Annotated in this window: 19 protein-coding genes and 1 pseudogene; 8 read left to right on the top strand and 12 right to left on the bottom strand. The window is 62.8% G+C overall.

Translation table 11 applies throughout. The annotated features are described in order from the left end of the window. Nucleotides 1-130: 130 nt before the first annotated feature. The 3 genes from acnD to prpB all read right to left on the bottom strand — a co-directional run bounded on the left by acnD (nucleotide 131) and on the right by prpB (nucleotide 4870). The gene (gene acnD, locus MUW49_RS10840) at nucleotides 131-2749 is read right to left on the bottom strand and encodes a Fe/S-dependent 2-methylisocitrate dehydratase AcnD (RefSeq protein WP_244812741.1); all 2619 of its coding nucleotides are present in this window, start codon (nucleotides 2747-2749) and stop codon (nucleotides 131-133) included. Next, nucleotides 2749-3906 carry a 2-methylcitrate synthase gene (prpC, locus tag MUW49_RS10835; RefSeq protein ID WP_244812740.1) on the bottom strand — a complete coding sequence of 386 codons (1158 nt, stop codon included), beginning with the start codon at nucleotides 3904-3906 and terminating at the stop codon, nucleotides 2749-2751. Before prpC ends, acnD begins: the two co-directional genes overlap by 1 nt. 64 nt (nucleotides 3907-3970) lie before the next feature. Beyond that, nucleotides 3971-4870, bottom strand: coding sequence for a methylisocitrate lyase (gene prpB, locus MUW49_RS10830; protein ID WP_244812738.1), 900 nt, complete (start codon nucleotides 4868-4870; stop codon nucleotides 3971-3973). Nucleotides 4871-5252: 382 nt separating this feature from the next. On the opposite strand from prpB, the pseudogene MUW49_RS10825 reads away from it, so the two are divergent. Continuing rightward, nucleotides 5253-6640 (top strand): annotated as a pseudogene (locus MUW49_RS10825) (methyl-accepting chemotaxis protein); the annotation flags it as partial. A 268-nt stretch (nucleotides 6641-6908) separates the two neighbouring features. On the opposite strand, the gene MUW49_RS10820 reads toward MUW49_RS10825, so the two are convergent. Continuing rightward, nucleotides 6909-8501 carry a GGDEF domain-containing protein gene (locus MUW49_RS10820; RefSeq protein ID WP_244812737.1) on the bottom strand — a complete coding sequence of 531 codons (1593 nt, stop codon included), beginning with the start codon at nucleotides 8499-8501 and terminating at the stop codon, nucleotides 6909-6911. Nucleotides 8502-8589: 88 nt separating this feature from the next. On the opposite strand from MUW49_RS10820, the gene MUW49_RS10815 reads away from it, so the two are divergent. From MUW49_RS10815 to maiA, 6 genes are all read left to right on the top strand, one after another. Beyond that, nucleotides 8590-9234 (top strand): TIGR01621 family pseudouridine synthase, encoded by a 645-nt coding sequence (locus MUW49_RS10815; RefSeq protein ID WP_029314720.1) that lies wholly within the window; start codon nucleotides 8590-8592, stop codon nucleotides 9232-9234. Continuing rightward, nucleotides 9231-9884: an HAD family hydrolase gene (locus tag MUW49_RS10810; protein ID WP_010675124.1), complete on the top strand. Its 654-nt coding sequence runs from the start codon at nucleotides 9231-9233 to the stop codon at nucleotides 9882-9884. The genes MUW49_RS10815 and MUW49_RS10810 overlap by 4 nt, the downstream gene beginning before the upstream one ends. 239 nt (nucleotides 9885-10123) lie before the next feature. Continuing rightward, entirely contained in the window at nucleotides 10124-11278 is a 1155-nt protein-coding gene (gene hppD, locus MUW49_RS10805) for a 4-hydroxyphenylpyruvate dioxygenase (RefSeq protein WP_041213056.1), read from the top strand. Then, complete coding sequence (locus tag MUW49_RS10800) at nucleotides 11271-12419, top strand: homogentisate 1,2-dioxygenase (RefSeq protein ID WP_114522756.1); 1149 nt, start codon at nucleotides 11271-11273, stop codon at nucleotides 12417-12419. The genes hppD and MUW49_RS10800 overlap by 8 nt, the downstream gene beginning before the upstream one ends. Nucleotides 12420-12429: 10 nt before the next feature. Next, a complete protein-coding gene (locus MUW49_RS10795) occupies nucleotides 12430-13428 on the top strand; it encodes a fumarylacetoacetate hydrolase family protein (RefSeq protein WP_114522757.1) in 999 nt (332 codons plus the stop codon). Between the two features lie 69 nt (nucleotides 13429-13497). Then, nucleotides 13498-14136, top strand: coding sequence for a maleylacetoacetate isomerase (gene maiA / locus MUW49_RS10790; RefSeq protein ID WP_181824809.1), 639 nt, complete (start codon nucleotides 13498-13500; stop codon nucleotides 14134-14136). 72 nt (nucleotides 14137-14208) lie between these two features. On the opposite strand, the gene MUW49_RS10785 is transcribed toward maiA, so the two are convergent. The 5 genes from MUW49_RS10785 to MUW49_RS10765 form a co-directional block, all read right to left on the bottom strand. Next, complete coding sequence (locus MUW49_RS10785) at nucleotides 14209-14832, bottom strand: glutathione S-transferase (protein ID WP_010675119.1); 624 nt, start codon at nucleotides 14830-14832, stop codon at nucleotides 14209-14211. 128 nt (nucleotides 14833-14960) lie between these two features. Then, nucleotides 14961-15461, bottom strand: a complete 501-nt coding sequence (locus MUW49_RS10780; RefSeq protein ID WP_010675118.1) for a thioredoxin family protein — start codon at nucleotides 15459-15461, stop codon at nucleotides 14961-14963. Nucleotides 15462-15628: 167 nt separating this feature from the next. Then, nucleotides 15629-17293: an asparagine synthase B gene (gene asnB / locus MUW49_RS10775; RefSeq protein WP_010675117.1), complete on the bottom strand. Its 1665-nt coding sequence runs from the start codon at nucleotides 17291-17293 to the stop codon at nucleotides 15629-15631. 205 nt (nucleotides 17294-17498) lie between these two features. Beyond that, entirely contained in the window at nucleotides 17499-17867 is a 369-nt protein-coding gene (locus MUW49_RS10770; RefSeq protein WP_010675116.1) for a cupin domain-containing protein, read from the bottom strand. 141 nt (nucleotides 17868-18008) lie between these two features. Continuing rightward, a complete protein-coding gene (locus tag MUW49_RS10765) occupies nucleotides 18009-18758 on the bottom strand; it encodes an HAD-IIA family hydrolase (protein ID WP_010675115.1) in 750 nt (249 codons plus the stop codon). A gap of 201 nt (nucleotides 18759-18959) precedes the next feature. On the opposite strand from MUW49_RS10765, the gene MUW49_RS10760 reads away from it, so the two are divergent. Beyond that, nucleotides 18960-19979: an adenosine deaminase gene (locus MUW49_RS10760; protein WP_010675114.1), complete on the top strand. Its 1020-nt coding sequence runs from the start codon at nucleotides 18960-18962 to the stop codon at nucleotides 19977-19979. Between the two features lie 74 nt (nucleotides 19980-20053). Here MUW49_RS10760 and MUW49_RS10755 read toward each other — a convergent pair whose 3' ends face one another. The 3 genes from MUW49_RS10755 to MUW49_RS10745 form a co-directional block, all read right to left on the bottom strand. Beyond that, nucleotides 20054-21040: a zinc-binding dehydrogenase gene (locus MUW49_RS10755; RefSeq protein ID WP_010675113.1), complete on the bottom strand. Its 987-nt coding sequence runs from the start codon at nucleotides 21038-21040 to the stop codon at nucleotides 20054-20056. A 144-nt stretch (nucleotides 21041-21184) separates the two neighbouring features. Then, nucleotides 21185-22294: an alkene reductase gene (locus MUW49_RS10750; RefSeq protein WP_010675112.1), complete on the bottom strand. Its 1110-nt coding sequence runs from the start codon at nucleotides 22292-22294 to the stop codon at nucleotides 21185-21187. A 176-nt stretch (nucleotides 22295-22470) separates the two neighbouring features. Continuing rightward, nucleotides 22471-24012: a transporter associated domain-containing protein gene (locus MUW49_RS10745; protein ID WP_010675110.1), complete on the bottom strand. Its 1542-nt coding sequence runs from the start codon at nucleotides 24010-24012 to the stop codon at nucleotides 22471-22473. Nucleotides 24013-24740: the final 728 nt, after the last annotated feature.

Below are 24740 nucleotides of genomic sequence, written 5' to 3'. Positions count from 1 at the left end.
ATTGATCCTGCTCCCTCTGGGAGAAGGTGCCCGAAGGGCGGATGAGGGGGATGTCCCCTCACCCCAACCCTCTCCCAAAGGGAGAGGGTGCCTTATGCCTTCCCCTTTTTCAAAGGGGCGGGGTTGCGATTTAGCTTGCGGCCTTTTGCGCGGTTGACGCCAGGAAGTCCTGGGCGAAGCGTTGCAGCACGCCACCCGCCTCATAGACCGAGACCTCCTCGGCGGTGTCGAGGCGGCAGGTCATTGGCACCTGGATCACTTCGCCGCTGCGACGGCGGATCACCAGAGTGAGATCGGTGCGCGGCTGGCGTGCTCCCACCACGTCATAGGTCTCGGTGCCATCGAGGCCCAGCGTGAGGCGGGTGGTGCCCGGTTTGAACTCGAGCGGCAGCACCCCCATGCCGATGAGGTTGGTGCGGTGAATGCGCTCGAAGCCTTCCGCCGCGATCACCTCCACCCCGGCAAGGCGCACCCCCTTGGCTGCCCAGTCCCGGGACGAGCCCTGACCGTAGTCGGCACCGGCCACGATGATGAGGGGCTGCTTGCGCGCCATGTAGGTCTCGATGGCTTCCCACATTCGCATCACCCGGCCGTCCGGCTCGACCCGGGCGAGGGACCCCTTCTGCACCACGCCGTTCACCACCGCCATCTCGTTGACCAGCTGGGGGTTGGCGAAGGTGGCGCGCTGGGCGGTCAGGTGATCGCCGCGGTGGGTGGCGTAGGAGTTGAAGTCCTCCTCCGGCAGGCCCATCTTCGCCAGGTATTCCCCCGCCGCGCTGCCGGGCAGGATGGCGTTGGAAGGGGAGAGGTGGTCTGTGGTGATGTTGTCCGGCAACAGCGCCAGGGGCCGCATGCCGCGCAGGGTGCGCTCGCCCGCCAGTGCCCCCTCCCAGTAAGGCGGGCGACGGATATAGGTGCTTTGCGCACGCCAGTCGTACAGGGGCGTCACCTTGGGGCCCTGATCCTCTTCCTGGGTGAACATGGGGATATAGACCTGGCGGAACTGGGACGGCTTGACCGACGCCTTGACCACGGCGTCGATCTCTTCATCAGATGGCCAGATATCCTTGAGGCGAATCTCCTGACCGTCCACTACCCCCAGCACATCTTTCTCGATGTCGAAGCGGATGGTGCCGGCGATGGCGTAGGCCACCACCAGGGGGGGCGAGGCGAGAAACGCCTGCTTGGCATAGGGATGGATGCGGCCGTCGAAGTTGCGGTTGCCCGAGAGCACCGCCGTGGCGTAGAGGTCCCGCTCGATGATCTCCTGCTGGATGGCGGGATCCAGGGCACCGGACATGCCGTTACAGGTGGTGCAGGCAAACGCCACGACGCCGAAGCCGAGCTGTGCCAGCTCATCCATCAGCCCCGCCTCTTTCAGGTAAAGCGCGACCGTCTTGGAGCCGGGGGCTAGGGAGGTTTTGACCCAGGGCTTGCGCTTCAGGCCGAGCCGGTTGGCGTTGCGGGCCAACAGGCCTGCGGCAATCACGTTGCGCGGGTTGCTGGTGTTGGTGCAACTGGTGATGGCGGCGATGATGACGGCGCCATCGGGCAAGAGGCCGTCCGCCTCCTGGGCGCGAGCCTTGTCCAGATCCACCGCGATACCGCGCTCTGCCAGGGCGGAGATCGGCAGGCGACGGTGGGGATTGGAGGGGCCAGCCAGGGTGCGCACCACGGTGGACAAGTCAAAGTGCAGCACCCGCTCGTACTGGGCGCTCGCCAGGGCATCGGCCCAGAGGCCGGCCTCCCTGGCGTAGGTTTCCACCAGCCTGACCTGCTCGTCGTCACGGCCGGTGAGCTTGAGGTAGTCGAGGGTCTGCTGGTCGATGAAGAACATGGCCGCGGTAGCGCCATACTCCGGCGCCATGTTGGAGATGGTGGCCCGATCGCCGAGGGTGAGGGCGGCGGCCCCCTCCCCACGAAACTCCAGGTAGGCGCCGACTACCTTCTGCTGGCGCAGGAATTCGGTGAGCGACAGCACCAGGTCCGTGGCGGTGATGCCGGGTTGCGGCTTGCCGGAGAGCTCCACGCCGACGATCGAAGGCAGCCGCATCCAGGAGGCGCGCCCCAGCATCACGTTCTCGGCTTCCAGCCCACCCACCCCCACCGCGATGACGCCGAGGGCATCCACGTGGGGGGTGTGGCTGTCGGTGCCGACGCAGGTATCCGGGTAGGCCAGACCGCGATCGGCGTGGATGACGGGGGACATCTTCTCCAGGTTGATCTGGTGCATGATGCCGTTGCCAGGCGGGATCACCTCGATGTTCTTGAACGCCTGCTTGGTCCAGTCGATGAAGTGGAAGCGATCCTCGTTGCGGCGATCCTCGATGGCGCGGTTCTTCTCGAACGCCTGGGGGTCAAAGCCGCCACACTCGACGGCGAGCGAGTGATCGACGATGAGCTGCACCGGCACCACAGGGTTGACCTGGGCGGGATCTCCTCCCTGCTCGGCGATGGCGTCGCGAAGGCCCGCCAGGTCCACCAGGGCGGTCTGGCCCAGGATGTCGTGGCACACCACCCGCGCCGGGAACCAGGGGAAGTCGCGCTCACGCTTGCCGAAGACAATCTGGCCGAGGCATTCGGTGAGGATGGCCGGATCGCACTTGCGAACCAGGTTCTCGGCGTGGACGCGGGCGGTGTAGGAGAGCCTGTCCCAGGCGCCGGGGGTGATGGCGTTTACCGCCTCCCGGGCGTCGAAGTAGTCGAGCTGTGTGCCGGGCAGGGGCTTGCGATATTGCGTGTTGATCATCACTTGCGCTCCTTGAGCGGTACGAACTGGAGATCCTCCGGGCCGACGTAGTTGGCGCTCGGGCGGATGATCTTGCCGTCGATGCGTTGCTCGATGACGTGGGCCGACCAGCCTGAGGTGCGGGCGATGACGAACAGCGGGGTGAACATGGCGGTGGGCACCCCCATCATGTGGTAGCTGACGGCGCTGAACCAGTCGAGGTTCGGGAACATCTTCTTGACTTCCCACATGGTGGATTCCAGCCGCTCGGCGATATCGAACATCTTGGTGTTGTGCTGCTCCTGGCTGAGCTCGCGCGCCACCTCCTTGATCACCTTGTTGCGGGGATCTGAGACGGTGTAGACCGGGTGGCCGAAGCCGATGACCACCTCTTTTTTCTCGACCCGGGTGCGAATGTCGGCCTCCGCCTCGTCCGGATTCTCGTAGCGCTTCTGGATCTCGAAGGCCACCTCGTTGGCGCCCCCGTGCTTGGGCCCGCGCAGGGCACCGATGGCTCCCGTGATGCAGGAGTACATGTCCGAGCCGGTACCGGCGATGACGCGGCCGGTGAAGGTGGAGGCGTTGAACTCGTGCTCGGCGTAGAGGATGAGAGAGGTGTGCATGGCGCGCACCCAGGAGTCGCGTGGCTTGTGCCCGTGCAGCAGGTGCAGGAAGTGGCCGCCGATGGAGTCGTCGTCGGTCTCCACATGGATGCGTTTACCGTTGTGACTGAAGTGGTACCAGTAGAGCAACACGGAGCCGAGACAGGCCATCAGCTTGTCGGCGATGTCCCGGGCGCCCGGGTGGTTGTGATCGTCCTTCTCCGGCGACAGGCACCCCAGCACGGAGACGGCGGTGCGCATCACGTCCATGGGGTGGGCGGAGGGAGGCAACTGCTCCAGAGCGGTCCTGACCCCGGTGGGCAGGCCGCGCAGGGCCTTGAGCTTGGCCTTGTAGGCGGCGAGCTCCGCCACATTGGGCAGGTGGCCGTGCACCAGCAGGTGGGCTATCTCTTCAAACTCGCAGCTGGTGGCTACGTCCAGGATGTCGTAGCCACGGTAGTGCAGATCGTTGCCGCTGAGGCCCACGGTGCACAGGGCGGTATTGCCGGCGGCGGTGCCGGAAAGGGCGACGGATTTCTTCGGCTTGAAGCCGGTGGTTTCGGGCAGGGCGCTCATCACATGTTTCCTCATTCAGTCCGTTGATGCGCCAGCCGCCAGCATAAGGCGGCCGGTCGCCGTCTTATTCCTTGGTCGACAAGTCCTGGGTGAACAGCCTGTCCAGGGTCTGCTCGTAGTGGTGGTAACCGAGAAAATCGTAGAGGGACTCCCGGGTCTGCATGGTGTCGACCACGGCGCGCTGGTGGCCGTCGCGGCGAAGCGTCTGATAGACGTTGAGGGCGGCCTGGTTGGCGGCGCGGGCGGCGCTCAGGGGGTAGAGCACCATGTCGACGCCATGCAAGGCGAGCGCCTCCTTGTCAAACAGCTCGGTCTTGCCGAACTCGGTCATGTTGGCGAGGATCGGCACCCCGGCCGCCTGCCTGAAACGGTCGTACTGCTCGAGCTCGGTGACCGCCTCGGCGAAGATCATGTCGGCACCGGCCTCCACATAGGAGGCGGCCCGCTCCAGGGCCGAGCCCAGTCCTTCCACCGCCAGGGCGTCGGTGCGGGCCATGATGACGAAGTGCTCGTCCTGGCGGGCATCCACCGCGGCCTTGATCCTGTCCACCATCTCCGAGACCGTGACCACGGCCTTGTTGGGCCTGTGGCCGCAACGCTTCTGGGCCACCTGATCTTCCATGTGGACGGCGGCCACACCGCCGCGCTCGAAGGCGCGGATGGTGCGGGCGATGTTGAAGGCGCCCGCCCAGCCGGTGTCGATGTCCACCAAGAGTGGCACCTGGGTGGCGGCAGTGATGCGTTCGGCATCGATGAGCACGTCATTCATGGAAGTCATGCCGAGATCCGGCAGGCCATAGGAGGCGTTCGCCACCCCGGCGCCGGAGAGATAGAGGGCCTGGAAGCCGCTGCGCTCGGCCATCAGCGCCATGTAGGCATTGATGGTGCCGACTATCTGCAGGGGCTTTTCGTTGGCCAGGGCCGTGCGAAAACGCTTGCCGGCAGAGGGGGAGAGGTTGGACATGGTGACTCCTTTCATGGGGTGCGTGTCTGCTGGATGTGTAGGGTGAACGGCATCATCTCACACTACGTTTACGTTAACGTCAATTATGCTTAGGTCCAAGGTCGTATCAAGTGTGCTCTCCCCTGACGGACCCCTGGCAACGCCAGTAACACAGACTCGTTGGAACCATTTTTTGGTGTGATGCATCGTGTGGGAGAGAGGTGAACCTGGGAAAATGCCGAGTGTTTTTTGGCCAAACCTGGTCTTTTGGGGTCATAATCTTGCGCGGCGTCAAACAGGATGCAAATTGTGTCTCAGCCATCCTCCCCGACTGGGTCTCTGCGTTGCTTGCCCGTAGGCGTTTGGCTACGCTCAGTGGGTGATCAAACAAGGGGTGTGCGCCATGAAGAAAAGCCAGGTTCATCTCATCGACGAAGAGGTGGCTTTTCCTGCCAATGAACAGCTGGTCTCCACTACGGACCTGCAGGGTGTGATCACCTACGCCAATGATCACTTCTGCCGGGTAGCGGGGTACAGCCGGGCTGAGCTCATCGGCCAGCACCACAACATGGTTCGCCACCCGGACATGCCCAAGGCTGCCTTTGCTGACCTCTGGGGCAAGCTCAAGCAGGGCAAACCCTGGCGCGGCATGGTGAAAAACCGCTGCAAGGATGGGCGTTACTATTGGGTGGATGCCTATGTCACCCCTATCTTCGAGCAGGGGCGGATCAATGGCTACCAGTCGGTCCGCAGTCGCGCCGCGCCGGAGATGAAAGCCGTGGCCGGGCGCACCTATGCCAGATTGAAGAGCGTGGAGCGGGGGGAGCGAAAGGGCGGATTGAGCCTGCGCCCGATGCGCCACGGGCTGGCCATCATCGGTGTCTTGCTGATGCTGGCAGGGGGGGCCTATCTGATGGGGCCCTGGGGGCCGTTGTTCACCCTGTTGCCTCTCTTGTGGCTGGCCCTGATCTATCGTGACACCCTCATCACTACCCCCCGTTATCTGCGACAGCTCGCGGACGAATATGACAGCCTGACCCGGCTCATCTATTCGGGGGAGGATGCCAGTGCCATTGCAGACTTCCACATCAAGCTGTTGCAGGCCAGGATCCGCACCGTCCTTGGACGAGTGGACGATGCGACCCTCTCCCTGCAGGATCTCGCGGTGCATCTGAAAACAGCCTCCAGCGAGGCGAGCGCCGACATCGCCGAACAGGATATCCAGACCCAGCAGGTGGCGACGGCCATCACCGAGATGGCGGCGACAGCCCACGAGATTGCCCGCAATATCCTGGAGACGGACAACCAGATAGCCCAGGCCAAGGCGCACTGCCAACACACCGATCAGCAGTTGGAAGATACCCAGCACAGGGTGATGGAGCTGGCCACCCAGGCAGAGCATGCCTTCACGGCCGCCGTGGCACTGGCGGAGGAGTCGGACCGCATCGGTGTGCTGATGAGCGAGATCCAGGGCATTGCGGATCAGACCAATCTGCTGGCGCTCAACGCCGCCATCGAGGCGGCGCGGGCAGGGGAGCAGGGGCGAGGCTTTGCGGTGGTGGCGGACGAGGTGCGAACCCTCTCACGCGCACCCACAAGGCGACCGAGCAGATCCAGAGCAGCATAGGCCAGATCCAGCGTACCCTGAACGGCTGGAAGGGAATGATGCAGCAGAACCTGCAACAGACCCAATCCTGCGTGACCCTGACCCGCCAGGGATCAGAGAGCCTGCATCAGGTGCTGGCGGAAATAGAACGGGTGGTGGACCTCTCGGCCCAGATCTCGACGGCGGCAGAGGAGCAGCAGGCGGTGGTGGAGGACATCAGCCGCAACGTCAACGCCATCTCCCAGCACTCCCACACCAACAGCAACAAGATGCAGGACATGGACGCTTCGAGCGACATCCTGCTCACCAAGGCTCGCCAGCTCATATCCCTGGGGCAGACCTTCGGGTAAGAGCGGTCAGACTCATGCAATGCAGGAAGGCCACCCCTGGGGTGGCCTTCCTGTTTATTGGTTTCATGGGGGTATCGGCTCTGTGTGCCGGGAGATGAACCAGTCAGCCGGACTGCTCCGCCAGCGTGATGACGCGGCCGCCCTTGTCACAATACATGGCCCTGTCGGCCTGAATGAGCCACTGCTCCGGGCTCCAGTCATGCTGGTAGTGGCTGACGCCGATGCTGATGCCCACCTGCATCGGCTGGTCATTGACCACGAAGGGGGCCTGCATGGCCTGGCGGATCACGGCGGTGACCTCCTCTGCCTGACGGATATCGTAGCCCGGCAGCAGCAGGATGAACTCGTCCCCCGCCAAGCGGGCAAAATAGCACTGGTGGCCGATGGCGTCGTGGATCCGTCGGGCCAGCTGGCAGAGGATGGCATCCCCCTGGCTGTGGCCGAAGTTGTCGTTGATGCGCTTGAAGTCATTGAGATCGCAAAACAGCAGGCAGCCCGGATTGTCGCTTTGCACCTGGTGTTTCAACTGCTCCATCAGGCTCAGGCGATTGGGCAGCCCGGTAAGGGGATCGAGGCGGGCCAGTTGCAGTATCTCCTGCTCTCGCTGTTTGCGCAGGGCCACTTCCTGGTTGAGCCGCTTGTTGCTCATCAGAAGATAGAGGGAGAGCAGCAGGATGAGACCACCAACCCCCAGGCTCAGCAGGAACCATGGACGCCAGAAGCTCCACTGTTCTGAGGGGACCTGATAGAGGAAACGGGTCAGGGAGACCGGTTTGGCAAGGAGGCCTATCTCCACCAGCTGCTGCATGATGTGAGCGAAGCGATCCGGATTCATATACCCGATCTCCACATAGAGCGGCTGGATCATCTCCTTGCTCATCTGCAACTCGTATTCCATGTGGGCCTGGCTGCGGTTGACGCCATACTCCGTGCGCAGCAGGGCGATGGCTTCCTCGGGGTGGGTGAGGGCATAGCGCCATCCCTGGAGGCTGGCTGCACGAAAACGTGCCACCCGCTCCGGATTGAGCCGCTCCTGTGCCTGGGTGGTGAAGAGAATGTCGCTGTAGAAATCGATGCCGTAGTTGCGAGGGTTGATGACGGACACCGAGATGCCGCGCTCTTCCAGATAGAAGGGCTCATTGCTCAGATAGGCGTTGAAGATGTCTATCCGGCCGGCGATCAGATCGTCGATGTTGACCGAAGTGGGTACCGGGATGAGCTGGCGCTCGTGAAGCCCCTGATAGTAGAGGGTGGCCAGCAGTTCGGCATCCTGATGACCCGGAAACATCATGATCCGTTTGCCACGCATGTCCGCAACGGTGAGAATGCTGCTGTCGCGGCGTGCCAGGAAGATGGAGGGAGAGTGCTGGTAGACGCTGGCCAGTGCCAGCAGCGGCTTGCCCTGGGCGTAGTGGGTCAGCACCTCGGTGTTGCCGACGCCAAAGTCGGCGCGTCCGGCCAGCACCTCCTGAACCGGACTTATTCCCTTGCCACCTGGCCTTATCTCGACATCCAGACCAGCGTCGGCGTAATACCCCTTGGCCTTGGCCATGTGATAGCCCACAAACTGGGGCTGATGCAGCCAGCGCAACTGCAATACCACCTTCTCCGGCAGATCACGTGTCCGTTCACTGGCCTGGAGGGGCGAGAAGCAAGTGATGCCAAGCAACAACAGCCAAAACAGGCATTTTTTCATTCGTGCGATTCTTGTGCTGAGGGTCCATGAAGATGGCCTGCAGGCCTGCATTCAAGTTGTTAACAAATAACATTCTAAAGGGTTATACATGTACCGGATACAATTGCAGCACAAAGATTTCATGGTGATCAACAAGCGTCCGGGCATTGGCATGCACGATGATGCCGGCGAGCCGGGTCTCGTCAATCGGGTCAGAATGGATACCGGTCTTGACCTCTATCCGGTCCATCGACTGGACAAGATGACCTCTGGGCTGGTGCTGCTGGCCCGCACCGCCGAAGCGAATCGCGCCCTCAGCATGGCTTTTGCGGCGCGGGAAGTGAGCAAGCAGTATCTGGCACTCTCCGATCGCAAGCCGAAGAAGAAGCAGGGCTGGGTGAAGGGTGACATGGAGAAAGGGCGAGGCGGCAGCTGGATGCTGAGCCGCACCCAGGATAACCCGGCCATTAGCTGGTTCGACTCCGTTTCGGTGCGCGAGGGGCTGCGCCTTTATCGTATCAAGCCCCGGACCGGCAAGACCCACCAGATCCGGGTGGCCTTGAAGAGCGTGGGAGCCCCCATCCTCGGAGATGAGCGTTACGGCGGCACGGCGGCGGATCGCGGTTATCTGCACGCCTGGCGCCTCGCCTTCACCCTGGCAGGTGAGAGCTTCGATCTCGTTTGTCCGCCCGATGAAGGAGCGCTGTTCCTCCTGCCCGAGTTGCATGCCGCCATCGCAGAGATCACCGAATGAGCGCAGCAACCGCGAGAGTCCCAGCCCACGGCTGGATCCTGGCCGACTTCGATGACACCCTAGCGCCGGATGACAGCCATGCGGGGTTGCTGCGTTTCATCTTGCGCCGCCGTATCTGGCCGCTGCTGCTGTGGCCACTGATGGCGTTCGGTGCCGTGATCTATCTGCTGCCAGGTCAGCGCAGTCGCGGCATTGCACTCATCTGGTGGGCCATCACCCTCGGGCTATCCCCCCTGGCCTGGCGCGCCCTGGTACGGCAGTACAGCCTGACCCGGCCCGGTCTGTATCGGGAGGCGCGAGCCCTCCTGACGGGGGAGGGGCACCGCTGCTGGGTCATCTCCGCCAGTCCCCGCGCCCTGGTCCGTGCCCAGCTCCATCGTCAACTGCCAAGGCTCCCTCACCGCATCATCGGCTCGCGGATGGGTTACCGTTTCGGCGGCCTGGTGCCGCGCTTCTATTGCCATGGCAGGCACAAGCTGCTGCCTGAGCTCCTGACCCTGGAGGCCGCACTCACCCTGAGTGACAGCCTGCACGATCTGCCCCTGCTGGCGTTGGGGGAGCAGGCCTGGCTCATCAACCCCACAAGGACTCGATTGTGGAAGATGAGGGCGGTACTGCCCCATATCGAACCCTGTTATTGGTCGTTGTAAGGCAAAGCTGACAGCCTTGCGGGACGCTAACGAGCGCAGTGCAAGGCTGGGGCTGTGATGTCACATTTCATTTACATTCTTTGGCGCGGATTCCCGCCAAACTATCTGAACGCCGCCCCTTCTCATTCCCTGCGCCCGCCACTCTAATGAAACAAGTTGTTAACAATGCCGTGCGGGCTGCCTGTCGAGCCCTTGCGGCGTGAACCGTTTCGTTATCAGTTCATCGCAAGGAGCGCATTATGACCACCCCTTCTTCCCGTACTCACACCATCAACCCCCTTGGCACCGACGGGTTTGAGTTCGTCGAGTACACGGCGCCGGATCTCAAGGGCATTGCGGCTCTCAAGGCGCTGTTCGTCTCACTGGGCTTTGCCGAAGTGGCCAAGCACAGGCACAAGCAGTGCTGGCTCTATCGCCAGGGGGACATCAACTTCGTGGTCAATGCCGAGCCCCACTCCCAGGCGGAGGAGTTTGCCCGGGCCCATGGTCCGAGCGTGTGCGGCATGGCGTTTCGGGTGAGCGATGCCGGCCGTGCCCAGCAGTACGCCATTGGCCAGGGGGCCAAGCCGTTTGTGGGCAAAATCGGCCCCATGGAGCTCAACATCCCCGCCATCTACGGCATCGGCGAGAGCACCCTCTCCTTTGTCGATCGCTATGGCGATCGGGGCTCCATCTATGACGTGGACTTTATCTTCTACCCCGACTGGCAGGCCCGCATGGCCGAGGTGGACGCGGGGCTCTATGAGATCGACCACCTGACCCACAACGTCCATCGCGGCAACATGAACCTCTGGTCGAATTTCTACGAGCGGATCGGCAACTTCCGGGAAATCCGCTATTTCGACATCGAGGGCAAGCTGACCGGATTGCACTCGCGCGCCATGACGGCCCCCTGCGGCAAAATTCGCATCCCCATCAACGAGTCGGCGGACGACAAGTCCCAGATAGAGGAGTACCTGCGCCAGTACAAGGGGGAGGGGATCCAGCACATCGCGCTCGCCTCTGCCGACATCTATCACACCATCCGCACGCTCAGAGGGCGGGGAACCGGCTTCATGCCGACGCCGGACACCTACTACGAGAAGGTGGACAGCCGGGTCGCGGGTCATCAGGAGGATCTGGCGGCGCTGAAAGAGCTGCGCATCCTCATCGACGGCTCGCCGACGAAGGACGGCATCCTGCTGCAGATCTTCACCGACACCGTCATCGGTCCCGTGTTCTTCGAGATCATCCAGCGCAAAGGCAACGAGGGCTTTGGTGAGGGCAACTTCCAGGCACTGTTCGAATCCATCGAACTGGATCAGATCCGCCGTGGCGTGCTGGACGGATCCACGCAAGGGGAGGTGAACAGTGCCGCGCAGGGCCAGAAAAACGGAGAACCGAGTGATGCGTAACTGGATAAGCTTCCCCCATCGGGAGGGAACCCACTCCCGCCAGGCCCATGCCGATCTGCCGGAGCAGGCCATCTATGAGCGCGAGCTGGGGCGCTCGGGCTTCTTCGGTCCGGCCACCCACATGCACCACAAGCATGCTCCCACCGACTGGAGCCACTGGGAGGGGCCGCTTCGGCCACGGGCGTTTGACTTGAACGATCTGCAGGAGGAGGTGAGCTCCCTCTCCCCCTGGGTGATGCCGGATATTCTCAGCAACCCCCACTGCCGCTACCGCATCTGGCGCCTGCATGAGCCCATGCCGTTTCTGGTGCGCAACGCCGATGGCGACGAGCTCCTGTTCATTCACGAGGGGAGCGGCGAGTTCTACTGCGACTACGGGCACCTCATCTTGAGAGATGGCGACTATGTGGTGATCCCCCGTGGCACCATGTGGCGCATCGAGCCCACCGCGCCCCTCTTCATCCTGATGATCGAGGCGACGGAAGACAGTTATCAGCTGCCGGACAAGGGACTGGTGGGCAATCACGCCATCTTCGATCCGGCGGCCCTGGACGTGCCCGCCATCAACGAGCGCTTCCTGGCCCAGCAGGATGAAAACCCCTGGTCGCTGCAGATCAAGCGCCACGATCAGGTCTCGGTCGTCACCTGGCCGTTCAACCCGCTGGATGCACAAGGGTGGCACGGGGACTTGTGCGTGGTGCGCCTCAACTGGCGGGATATCCGCCCGCTGATGAGCCACCGCTACCACCTGCCTCCCTCGGCCCACTCCACCTTCGTGGCGAGCCGTTTTGTCATCTGCACCTTCGTGCCGCGTCCCATCGAGAGCGACCCAGGTGCCCTGCGGGTGCCTTTCTACCACAGCAATGACGACTTCGACGAAGTGCTCTTCTACCACGCCGGGGACTTCTTCAGCCGGGACAACATCAAGCGGGGCATGGTCACCTTCCACCCTGCCGGCTTCACCCATGGTCCCCATCCCAAGGCCTTTGCGGCGGGGCTGGCCCATGCCAAGACCTTCACCGACGAGGTGGCGGTGATGCTCGACACCCGTGATGCCCTGGCCGTCGGCCCGATCTGCGAAGGGGTCGAACACCCCGGTTATGTCACCAGCTGGCAGCGTCCAGAGACGCTCGGCAAATAAGGAATTCGATATGAAATTGGCAACCCTGAACAATGGCAAGCGCGACGGCGCCCTGGTGGTGGTGAGCCGCGATCTGGCGCGCGCCGTCCATGTGACGACCATTGCCCCGACCCTGCAGTCGGCCCTCGACCAGTGGGGCGAAGTGGCGCCGCAATTGGCGAAGGTTTATCAGCGACTCAACGAGGACGCCTGCCCCGACGCCTTCCCCTTCGATGAGGAGGCGTGTCTCTCCCCGCTGCCCCGCGCCTACCAGTGGATTGACGGCAGTGCCTACGTCAACCACGTGGAGCTGGTGCGCAAGGCGCGCGGCGCCGAGATGCCTGAGAGCTTCTGGCACGATCCCCTGATGTATCAGGGAGGCTCTGACAGCTTCCTGCCGCCCCGTGGCCCCATCGTGATGGGCTCCGAGGAGTGGGGGATCGACTTCGAGTCGGAAGTCGCCGTCATCACCGACGACGTGCCCATGGGTACCCGTTCGCAGGGGGCGGCGAGCCACATCAAGCTCTTGATGCTGGTCAACGACGTGAGCCTGCGCAACCTCATTCCCGGGGAGCTTGCCAAGGGCTTCGGCTTCTTCCAGTCCAAGCCCTCCAGCAGCTTCTCGCCGGTGGCCATCACCCCGGACGAGCTGGGGGATGACTGGCGCGATGGCAAGGTCCACCTGCCCCTGGTGACCCACCTCAACGGCGCCCTGTTCGGGCAGCCCGACGCCGGGGTGGACATGACCTTCAACTTTGATGAGCTGATTGCCCATGCCGCCAAGACAAGGCCGCTCGGGGCGGGTTGCATCATCGGCTCGGGCACCGTCTCCAACTACGACAGAAGCCGGGGATCCTCCTGCCTTGCCGAGCGGCGGATGCTGGAAATTATCGAGTCAGGTCAAGCCACTACACCCTTTCTGCGCTTTGGTGATACAGTGTCCATCGCGATGCAGGATCGCAACGGGATGAGTCTGTTTGGCACCATTTTGCAGCGGGTCACGCAAGCAACGGCCGAGCGGGCGAGCTAGGAGAGCCCGACCCCTGGAGGGGCGGGCGACACGGCAGGTGGCAGACACCTGCCACCACAGGGACACACTATGCTGCAGTTGTTTGGATATTGGCGCTCATCGGCCAGCTTTCGCGTGCGTTTGGTACTGCAACTCAAGGGGCTCGATTATGAGCAGCACCCGGTCAACTTGCGGCAGGGTGAGCAGAAGGAGAAGGCCTACCGCCGGGTCAATCCCCAGGGGCTGGTGCCGTTTCTCGTGGACGATGACGTGCATCTGGGTCAGTCGGTGGCCATCATGGAGTACCTCGACGAGACCTATCCCGCCTACCCCCTGATGCCCTCCGTCCCCATCGAGCGCGCCCGGGTGCGCCAGATAGTCAACATGATCGCCTGTGACACCCACCCCCTCAACAACCTGCGCGTGCTGCACTACCTGGAGCAGGAGCTGGGGCAGAGCAAGATGGCGCGGGATGCCTGGTATCGCCACTGGATAGACGAGACCTTCACCGCGCTGGAGCAGCTTCTCATGACCACCGCCGGCATCTATTGCGTGGGCAACGAGGTCACCCTGGCGGACTGCATGCTGGTGCCCCAGGTCTACAACGCCCGCCGCTTCGACATGACCCTGGATGACTACCCCACCATTGCGCGCATCGTCGCCAACTGCGAGCAGTTGCAGGCCTTTATCAAGGCCGCCCCCGCCAATCAGCCGGATGCCCAGCCCTGAAGCTGTGCAGACCGGGCCAGCGCGTTGGCCCGGTCTGCCGTCTCTTTCCTTATCCGGGTTATCTTGCTCGCCTCAGGGCGTGCCATTGGCCCCGTAGCGTCGAAACCCCGGCCGCTCTTTCAGTCGCTGGTAGTAGTCGTCCACGGCGGGTAGCGACGGGCGATCATAGGGCGTCTCCAGCCAGCGGTTGACTGACAGCCCGATGGGAATGTCTGCCAGCGAGAAGTGCGGACCGGCCACATATCCTCCGGTTGTTTGAAGCTGTCTCTCCAGGATCTCCATGCAGTGAGACCACTGCAGGCAAGCTGCGTGAAGGGCCTGATGGTCTTGATGCTGGGGGGAGCGCCTCACCAGCGACAGGAAGGCGTAGCGCCAGGCGCTGTTCAAGTCCGATGCCTGCCAGTCAATCCATTGATCGACCCGAGCCCTGGCTCTCGCCTCGGCGGGATAGAGTGCATTGGCACCATGGCGCGTCGCCAGGTAGCGGATGATGGTGTTCGACTCCCACAGCGTAAAATCCTCATCCTGAATGACGGGCACCATGGCATTGGGGTTGAGCGCCAGAAACGCCGGGGTGTCCGTGGGTTTGAAGCCGGATCCCCACTCCTCCAGCTCGAACGGGAGGGTCAGCTCAGCACAGGTCCACAGTACCTTGCGCACATTGATTGACGACGCCTTGCCCAGTATTCGCAACATCTTTTTCGTCCTTGTCCGGGGTGATGGATGGCCTGTTTGTCGCAGACATGCCACTTCCCTGTTTGCGCTTCCATCAAGGCCCTGTACTGTCACTGACCGTGCGGGGCCCTGTTTGATTGACTGGCGAGTCAGCCGTGGGTGGTCCTGGGCTGGAAATAGGCGATAAATTTGCCGAGTTTCTCCCCGTCGTAACTCTTCCCCTTCTCCAGCAGCCCGGTGTTGAAGGACTCGAGCAGCCTGCCTTTGGCATCCAGCACGTAGAAGTGGGGGACCCCCAGATACTCGGGATAGTCTTTCAGGAAGGATTCATTCTTGTTCTGCTCGCTGACGTTCACCTTGACCACCACGAAGGTGCGGTTGAGCTGGCCGGCGAGATCGGGTTCCCGGTCCAGAAAGCGGTTCATCTCCTGGCACCAACTGCACCATTCGCCCCCCACCAGCAACAGGACTTTCTTGCCCTCGGCACTGGCCTTGGCGGTAGCGGCGGCGAGATCGCGGGCCGGATCCCGCGTCTCGTCATAACCCTGGCTGTAATCGGGCAGGCTCTGACTCCAGAGGTGGTCGCCCGCGCAGGCGGCGCCATTGAAAAGGAGGGTGCCCAGTATCAGGGGCAGTAACAGTCGTTTCATGGTCTCTTCCTTGTGTCGTTATCTTTGCTTCCAGGCGCAGACAATGTGACACGAGGCGTTTCCTGCGCCAAGCCGCAAACAGGGAAGGGGAAGGCAAAAAGCGGCAATGGAATGGCAGAAAACAACAAAGCCCCTCGAGAGGGGCTTTGTATTCAGGTCAGGGGCGATCAGTAACCCTGCTGGTGGACGTCCATCACGGCGCGACCGGAGGGATCGGCCATCTCCTTGAACTTGGCATCCCATTCGAGCGCGGTCGGGGTGGAGCAGGCGACCGACTTGCCGTAGGGCACGGTGCGGGCGGCGGACTCCAGCGGGAAGTGCTCGTCGAAGATGGCGCGGTAGTAGTACGCCTCCTTGGTGAGCGGGGTGTTGACGGGGAAGCGGAAGGCGGCCGCCTCGAACATCTGATCCGTCACCTCTTCCTCGACCATGGCTTTCAGGCTGTCAATCCAGGAGTAGCCTACGCCGTCGGAGAACTGCTCCTTCTGGCGCCACGCCACTTCGTGGGGGAGCAGATCCTCGAAGGCTTCCCGCAGGATGTGCTTCTCGATCTTGCCCTTGCCGCACATCTTGTCGGCGGGATTGAGGCGCATCGCCACGTCCATGAACTCCTTGTCGAGGAAGGGCACGCGGCCTTCCACGCCCCAGGCGGCCATGGACTTGTTGGCCCGCAGGCAGTCATAGAGGTGCAGGGAGGCGAGCTTGCGCACGTTCTCTTCGTGGAACTCGCGGGCGTTGGGGGCCTTGTGGAAGTAGAGGTAGCCGCCGAACAGCTCGTCGGAGCCTTCGCCGGAGAGCACCATCTTGATCCCCATCGCCTTGATGTAGCGGGCCATCAGATACATGGGCGTGGAGGCGCGGATGGTGGTGACGTCATAGGTCTCGAGGTGATAGATGACGTCCCGCAGGGCATCCAGCCCTTCCTGCACGGTGAAGTGGATCTGGTGGTGGATGGTGCCGAGGTGATCGGCCACCTTGCGGGCGGCAGCGAGATCCGGCGACCCTTCCAGGCCGACGGCGAAGGAGTGCAGCTGGGGCCACCAGGCTTCGCTCTTGCCATCGTCTTCCACCCGGCGGGCGGCATAGAGCTTGGTGATGGCGGAGATGACGGACGAATCCAGACCACCGGAGAGCAGCACGCCGTAGGGCACGTCGCACATCAGCTGGCGCTTGACCGCCGCTTCCAGGGCCGCTTTGAGCTCGGCCTTGTCGCTGACGTTGTGCTCGACCGGCGCGTACTCCATCCAGTCCCGTTTATACCACTGTTTAAGCTCGCCATCCTTGCTCCACAGGTAGTGTCCCGGCGGGAAGGTCTCGACGCTCTTGCAGACCGGCACCAGGGCCTTCATCTCGGAGGCGACATAGAAGTTGCCGTGTTCGTCGCGGCCGGTATAGAGGGGGATGATCCCCATGTGGTCGCGACCAATCAGGTAGGCATCCTGCTCGGCGTCATAGAGGATGAAGGCGAAGATGCCGTTCAGATCGTCCAGGAACGCCGGGCCCTTCTCCTTGTAGAGGGCCAGCAGCACTTCACAGTCGGAGTGGGTCTGGAACTGGAAGTCGACCTTGAGGTTCTTCTCCAGCTCCTTGTGGTTGTAGATCTCGCCGTTGACGGCCAATACGTGCGTGCGCTCGGGATTGTAGAGAGGCTGTGCGCCGTTGCCCGGATCGACGATGGCCAGGCGCTCGTGCACCAGGATGGCCTTGTCGGAGCTGTAGACGCCGGACCAGTCAGGCCCGCGGTGACGCAGTCGCTTGGACATCTCCAGGGCCGATTTGCGCAGGGCAGTGGCGTCGGTCTTGATGTCCAGAATGCCGAAAATAGAACACATTGGCGGTAATCCTCTTGATTTTTATATGAGCCCCCCACGTTTGGGCTCGAAATTCCATTTACATTCCTCGCCAATCACAATGCCTAGCGGAAAACCCTTTTGCAAGCGGGAAAACCGCAGAAAATCATGCCGTAAGCGTCAAGTTGCGCAGGGGATGGCGGCCGTCCGGCCGCCTGAAGAGAGAGGGTCAGGGTTGACGTGCGCGTCAACTCGCGTCGGGTTCGAAGATCACATAGAGCTTGCGACAAGGGGTGAGGGTCTCCCACTGCCCGACAAAACCGGCGGGAATGACGAACTGAACCCCCGGTTTGAGGTGCAGCCGGCCGCCCTGCTCGTCGTGGATCACCGCCTCCCCTTCCAGCATCTGGCAGTATTCGTGTTCGGTATAGTGAACGGCCCAGCAGCCCGGCTCGCAAGCCCAGAAGCCCACGTGAAACTGCTGGCTCGGGTCGGAGTAGTGGTTCCATGCCGTCTGGCTCGGCGTCCCGGCCCTGATGCGCTCGGGGGCCGGCATCAGCGGGGTGGGGGAGACAGTGTGTTTGTCCAGCAGGATCCAGTCGTTCAGGCTCTTCATGGTGCGTCCTTGAGTGGCGAAGGAGCATCCTGCTCCCGTTTAGTTTGTTTAACGATTTTGCGCTTACGTTAAACGAAACGGGCCCCCTTTGCCAAGGGGGCCCGTGCAGGCTGAAGGCTACCGGAAGGGCGGCACCCGGGATCAGACGATGTCGATGTCCACCACGGAGTCAAAGATGTGGTTCGGTCGAAACGGCATGCGGTCGATGTCCGCCACCTTGCTCACCCCGGAGAGCACCAGCACCGTCTCGAGACCGGCCTGGAAGCCTGCCAGGATGTCGGTGCGCAGGTTGTCGCCGATGATGATGGTGTCGTCGGAGTGGGCCTCCATCCGGTTGAGGGCCGCGCGAATGATCCAGGCGCTCGGCTTGCCGACATAGAAGGGCTTCTTGCCGGTCATCCGCTCGATGGGGGCGCACAGGGCGCCGCAGGCCGGGTACATCAGGGGGCCGTGGGTGTCGGGGTTGGTGGCGATGAAGCGGGCCCCCTGATCCACGAACTTGGCGCCCTGCTGCATCATGGTCCAGTTGTAGTTGCGGGTCTCCCCCACCACCACGAAGTCCGGGTCGATATCGGTGATGGTGAAGCCGGCCTTGTAGAGCTCGTGGGTCAGGGCCCCTTCGCCAATCACATAGGCCTTCTTACCATCCTGGCGCTTGAGAAAGTCGGCGGTGCCCATGGCGGAGGTGTAGAAGCACTCCTCGGGCACCTCTATTCCGGCGGAGCGGAAGCGGTTTTGCAGATCTTTCTGGGTCTGGGCCGGGTAGTTGGTGAGGAACAGGAGCTTGCTGCCCTGCTCCAGCAGGCGGTGGACGAAGCGGTCGGCGCCGGGAATGAGATCGTTGTTGTGCAGGATGACGCCGTCAATGTCACAGATGACGTTTTTCTTCATGAAATCTCCTTGTAGGGCGCAAGAGCGGGGACAGGGCATCCCTCTGTTTGTCTCTTCAATCGGTTATGGTTTTTGTGCCGCCATTATAAGGCCCTTTGATGACAAGTCTCCCTCGGTGGGCCAGATGGGTGCACAATGAAGGCGAAGGGAGGGCGCCGCCCCGGTGGTGCCCGCACGGAGTCTGACGATGGAGCCGTCATCATGGAGCACTTTATTGCCGACTTGCCCAAGCTGGAACTGCACCTGCATATCGAGGGGACCCTCGAACCCGAGCTGATGTTCGCCCTCGGTCAGCGCAACGGGGTGGCGCTGCCCTGGCCCGATGTCGACAGCCTGCGCGCCGCCTATGAGTTCGACGGCCTGCAATCCTTCCTCGATCTCTACTACCTCGGCGCCAGCGTGCTCATCCACGAACAGGATTTCTTCGACCTCACCTGGGCCTATCTCGAGCGCTGCGTTGCCGATCACGTGGTGCACGTGGAGATCTTCTTCGACCCCCAGACCCACACCGCCCGCGGCGTGCCCTTTGCCACCGTGTTGGGGGGCATCGAGCGGGCGTTGCAGGCTGGGGAAGCAGCCTTTGGCATCAGCTGGCGGCTCATCATGAGCTTCCTGCGCCACCTGAGTGAAGAGGCGGCATTCGCCACCCTGGCAGAGGCCACGCCGCACCTGGCGCGCCTGCACGGGGTCGGCCTCGATTCGGGGGAGCAGGGCAACCCGCCCAGCAAGTTCGCCCGGGTCTTCGCTCGCTGCCGCGAGCTGGGGCTGCCGGTGGTGGCCCACGCGGGGGAGGAGGGGCCGGCTGACTACATCTGGCAGGCGATCCGGGAGCTCGGAGTGCAACGCATCGATCACGGGGTGCGCTGCGTCGAGGATCCCGCGCTGCTGAGCTATCTTGCCGACACCCGGCTGCCCCTCACCGTCTGCCCCCTCTCCAACGTGCGGCTCAGGGTGTTTGACCAGATGGCCCAGCACAATGTGCTGAGGCTGCTGGAGCAGGGGCTCTGCGTCACCGTGAACTCCGACGATCCCGCCTATTTCGGGGGATACCTGGGGGCCAACTTCCAGGCCCTGGCCGACGGGCTTGGCGCCAGCCAGGAGCAGCTGTGCCGCCTCAGTCTCAATGCCGTGGAGGCGAGCTGGCTGAGCCTCGCGGACAAGGTGCGTCTGACCCGGGACATTCGCCTCCATGCCGCCCTGCACGGGGTGAGCCTGCACTGAGCAGGCCGCCTTGCACACCTTGAATGGAGGAGGCCCGCCATGGCGGGCCTCTTTGTGCCATCGTTGGGCGGGTATCAATCCACTCTCACCAGATACTTTTCCCCTTGTCCCTCCTGCTTGACGCGAGTGAGAAGGGAGGGCAGGGCGTCGAAGTCGCCCACCACCAGCGGCGGCAGGGTCAGCTCGCCGCTCGCCATCTGCGCCATCATGGCGACACCGGCCGCCACCAGACGGCTCCACTGTTTGTCCGAGCCAAAGGCGTGCTGGGCGCCGAGGGCAATCTCGTGCAATGAGTGGCAATGGCTAAAGGCGGGCAGCGGGTTGCGCGCGATGCGCCCGAGCACAGTCACCATGTGGCCGTAATAGCCAAGGGCAGGCAGCAAGGCTTCTGCCTGCTGGCTGGAGACCAGATCGATGATCCCCTCGAAGGGTTCACCGCCGTTGGCGGCCTGCAACTGGGCCAGCCAGTCGGGATCCCGATAGTCCGCCACCCCCTGCACGCCTAGCTGTTTGAGCCACTGGTGATGGCGCGGGCTGGCGCTGGCAAAGACGCGGGCCCCCTTCTGGAGGGCAAGTTGCACCGCGAAGCGGCCGACACTGCTGCCAGCCCCAGTGATGAGCAGGGCCTCCCCGTGCAGGTGAGGCAGCTTGGCCAGTGCCTGCCAGGCGGTGAGGCCGGGGCAGGGGAGCGCGGCGGCCGCCTCGTCGCTCAGGGCATCGGGCACCGGCATCAGGGCGCGAGCCGGCACCAGGGTGTGGCGGGCAAAGCTGCCGCCGTGGCGCAGGTCGGTGTGATAGGCGACCCGGGTGCCGGGGCGCAGGTGGGTGACATTGGCCCCCAGTGCCACCAGGGTGCCCATGCCATCGACGCCAGGCACATGGCCTGGCTGCCAGTGGGGATGACCCTGTTCGATGAGTTTCCAGTCCACCGGATTGAAGGCGATGATCCGGTTGGCTATGAGGACCTCGTCGGGCCCGGGGGTGGGGAGCGCTTGCCGGGTGAGGGTGAGCTGGTCCGGTTCGCCGGGGGCGTGCCAGCACCAGGCCTGGGTATGGGTCATGGTGACTCCTTGGATGAGAGGGGTGGGTGCCTTGATTGACTCACATGGCGTAACAATGCCTTGAACTGCTGTTGCACTGGCAAGACAACAAGGCGAGCCCCCTGTTGGAGGGCCCGCCCGGGAAGAGGTTCGGCGCCAGCCGCCTTATGCCCGCTCTGCCCCATAGACGGGGTAGTCCGTCAGCCCTTTCTCGCCGCCGCCAAACAGGGTGGCGGGATCATGGGGGGCGAACGGATGGCCGTGGCGCAGGCGGTTCGGCAAGTCGGGGTTGGCCACGAAGGGGCGACCGAAGCCAATCATGTCGGCCCAGCCCGCCTCGATGGCGGCGCGGGCGCGCTCCCCATCGTATTTGCCGGCGTAGATGAGGGTGTTGGGGAAGGCGTCGCGCAGCCCCTGCTTGAAGCTCTCCGCCATCAGGGGGGCGTCGTCCCAGTCCGCTTCGGCGACGTGCAGATAGACCACGCCGAGCTGGCCCAGCAAGCGCGCGGCGGCCAGATAGGTCTCCTGGGGGTTGGCATCCACGGTGCCGTTGAGGGTGGTGAGTGGCGCAAGGCGTACCCCGACCCGGTCGGGACCGATCTCGTCACAGACCGCCTCGGTCACCTCTTTCAGGAAGCGCAGCCGGTTTTCGAGCGAACCGCCATAGCCGTCGGTGCGGGTATTGGACTCGGAGTCGAGGAACTGGTTGATGAGGTAGCCGTTGGCGGCGTGCAACTCGATGCCGTCAAAGCCCGCCTCCATGGCGTTGCGGGCAGCCTGGCGAAACTGCCCCACCACGGCGTCGATGTCGGCCTGGGTCATGGCGCGCGGGGTGACGGTCTCCACAAACCCCGGGGCATCGCTGCCGTTGTCGACGAATACCTTCACTCCCTTGGCCTGGATGGCGGAGGAGGAGAGGGGCTGGGCGCCGCCGATGTTGTCAGGATGGGTGACCCGGCCCACGTGCCAGAGCTGGGCGAACATGATGCCCCCCTCGGCGTGGACGGCATTGGTTACCTGCTTCCAGCCTGCCACCTGCTCGGCGCTGTGGATGCCCGGCGTCCAGGCGTAGCCCTTGCCCAGGGGATCTATCTGGGTGCCTTCGCTGATGATGAGGCCGGCCCCGGCACGCTGGGCGTAGTAGGTCGCCATCATGGCGTTGGCCACGTCCCCGGGCTGGCTGGCGCGGGAGCGGGTCATGGGGGGCATGACGATGCGGTTGGCAAGGTGCAGCTGGCCGAGGCGAAGGGGGCAGAACAGGGGATCGTGGTGCATGATGGATTCCTCAATCTTTGGGAGTGAGGTGACTCTAGAGGGGATTGTTATTGTGAAAAAGAGGGGGTATTGCAGAAGAGAATTGCCGTTATCGCAGCAATGGCCCGGGAGGGGCCTGGTTCGCGCCAGAAAAAAGAGGGCCAAGGGCCCTCTCTTGCTGTGATTGCCGCCGATGATCAAGGGGAGAGTGGGGTAACCCGTACTCGCTCGATGCGCCGCTCGCTCACGGCCATGACCTCGAAGCGGAACTGGCCGAGGTGCAACTGCTGACCGACGTCTGGCAGGCTGCCGAAGTGGGAGAGCAACATGCCCGCCAGGGTCACGTACTCGTCGCTCTCGCTCACCAGACCGTCGCAGTTCAGGGCCTGCTCCACCTGATGGATGTTGGTGGTGCCGTGGATGAGCCAGTGCTCGCCCTCGCGCACCACATCGGGGGTCTCGTCCTCGTCCGGCAGTTCGCCGACGATGGCCTCCAGCAGATCGTGGTTGGTGACCAGTCCCTGGATGACGCCAAACTCGTCCGCCACTAGGATGAGGCTGCCCCTGGCCTGGCGCAGCTCCGCCAGCAGCCGGATCACGTTGATGGTCTGGGGCACGATGACGGGCTCGTTCTGTCTGGCAAGTGCTGCCAGGGACTGCCCCTCGTTGAGGGCAAACAGCAGATCCCGTGCCTTGACCACCCCGATGATCTCGTCCAGCTTCCCGTCACAGACCGGGAACAGGCTGTGGGGGGCCCGTTGCAGCAGGGCGCGGATCTCGTCCTCGCTGTCGCTCACGTCGATCCACTCCATCTCGGAGCGCGGGGTCATGATGGTGCGAATGGAACGCTCGGCCAGCGACAGCACGCCGCTCACCATGTAACGCTCCTCTTCACCGAAACCGGGGGGCAGGGGCTGAGCCTGCACCTCTTCTTCGTCCTCCTGCGGGTGGGCTGAGCGCTTGTTCCCCCCCATCAGCTTGAAGATGGCGGCGGTGGTGCGCTCGCGCAGGGGCTGGCGAGCCTCATGGAGCAGGGCACTGCGCTGGGCGAGCTGGTTGAAGAACTCGATGAGCACCGAGAAGCCGATGGCCGCGTAGAGGTAGCCCTTCGGAATGTGGAAGCCGAAGCCCTCCGCCACCAGGCTGAAGCCGATCATCAAGAGGAAGCTCAGGCAGAGCACCACCACAGTGGGGTGGGCGTTGACGAAGCGGGTCAGGGGCTTGGAGGCGAGCACCATCACTACCATGGCGATGGTCACGGCCGCCATCATGACGCCGAGGTGATCCACCATGCCGACGGCGGTGATGATGGAGTCCAGGGAGAAGACCGCATCCAGCACCAGGATCTGGGCGATCACCACCCCGAACCCGGCATAGACGCCGGTGCCGCCTTGCTCCTCGGGCTTGGCCTCGAGTCGCTCATGCAGCTCGGAGGTGGCCTTGAACAGCAGGAAGAGGCCGCCTCCCATCAGGATGAGATCCCGACCGGAGAAGGGGTGATCCCAGATGTGCAGCAGAGGAGCCGTGAGGGTGACCAGCCATGACATGATGGTGAGCAGTCCCAGGCGCATCAGCAGGGCCAGGGAGAGACCGATGATGCGCGCCTTGTCCCGCTGGGCGGGGGGCAGTTTTTTCACCAGGATGGCGATGAAGACCAGGTTGTCTATCCCGAGAACGATTTCCAGGATGATCAGGGTAAGCAGACCGACCCAGATTGACGGGTCCAGCAAGAATTCCATGTGATTGACCTCAATGAAGACAGATGCAGTGAATCGTGGTCACGGCGTGGCCGTGGTGACGGAGACGATCGCTTCAGAGGCGTTGGTTGAGCAGGTACAGATAGGCTTTGATGGGAAAAGACGAAGGGCTACTTCGGGGATTGTCCATGATGGGCAATAAAACCTCGGGTCAAAAGTGAGCCCTGATGATAACGACTCGCCGCCATTTGGCAAGGGGGCTGTCAGGGGGGACGCGACGAAGGGATTGCCGACGGGGGAGGCAAGGGAAAGGGGCATTGATGCGCAGCCAAGTTTGACTGGAGATAAAAGAGCGACACATTGACACGATCACAAATATAGGTGCTGAACAAGGAAAATAAACGATCTGATACCAACAACCGGATTCATCAGGCTCATATATATCCATTATTTTTGTAATAATTTGTTTCAGGGGGAAATATTGCGGCTGTGTCATGGGAGAAAGAAGGAATAGAGGGGGTTATGGTGTTTGATATGGAGTTATTATTCTAAATTTAACTTGTTCGCCACCAACTAATTCACATTAATCATATATTCAGCGTATAAAAAGCAAGGAGGCCCAGGCCAGGGCAAGATCGCGAACGTTTTTTAAGCAGGGCATGAGGATTTGACCGACCGAACAGGGTGTGATCTTATACTCTCTTTTACGGGAGTTTCGTCATGAACCATCAAGCGGCATTTACCCAATTCTTCTCCGAACTTGAAGACCC

The organism is Aeromonas sp. LsrichE-8G (assembly GCF_022869435.1).
Classification (GTDB): domain Bacteria; phylum Pseudomonadota; class Gammaproteobacteria; order Enterobacterales; family Aeromonadaceae; genus Aeromonas; species Aeromonas caviae.
This window is presented reverse-complemented; position numbering and strand designations above follow the sequence as displayed.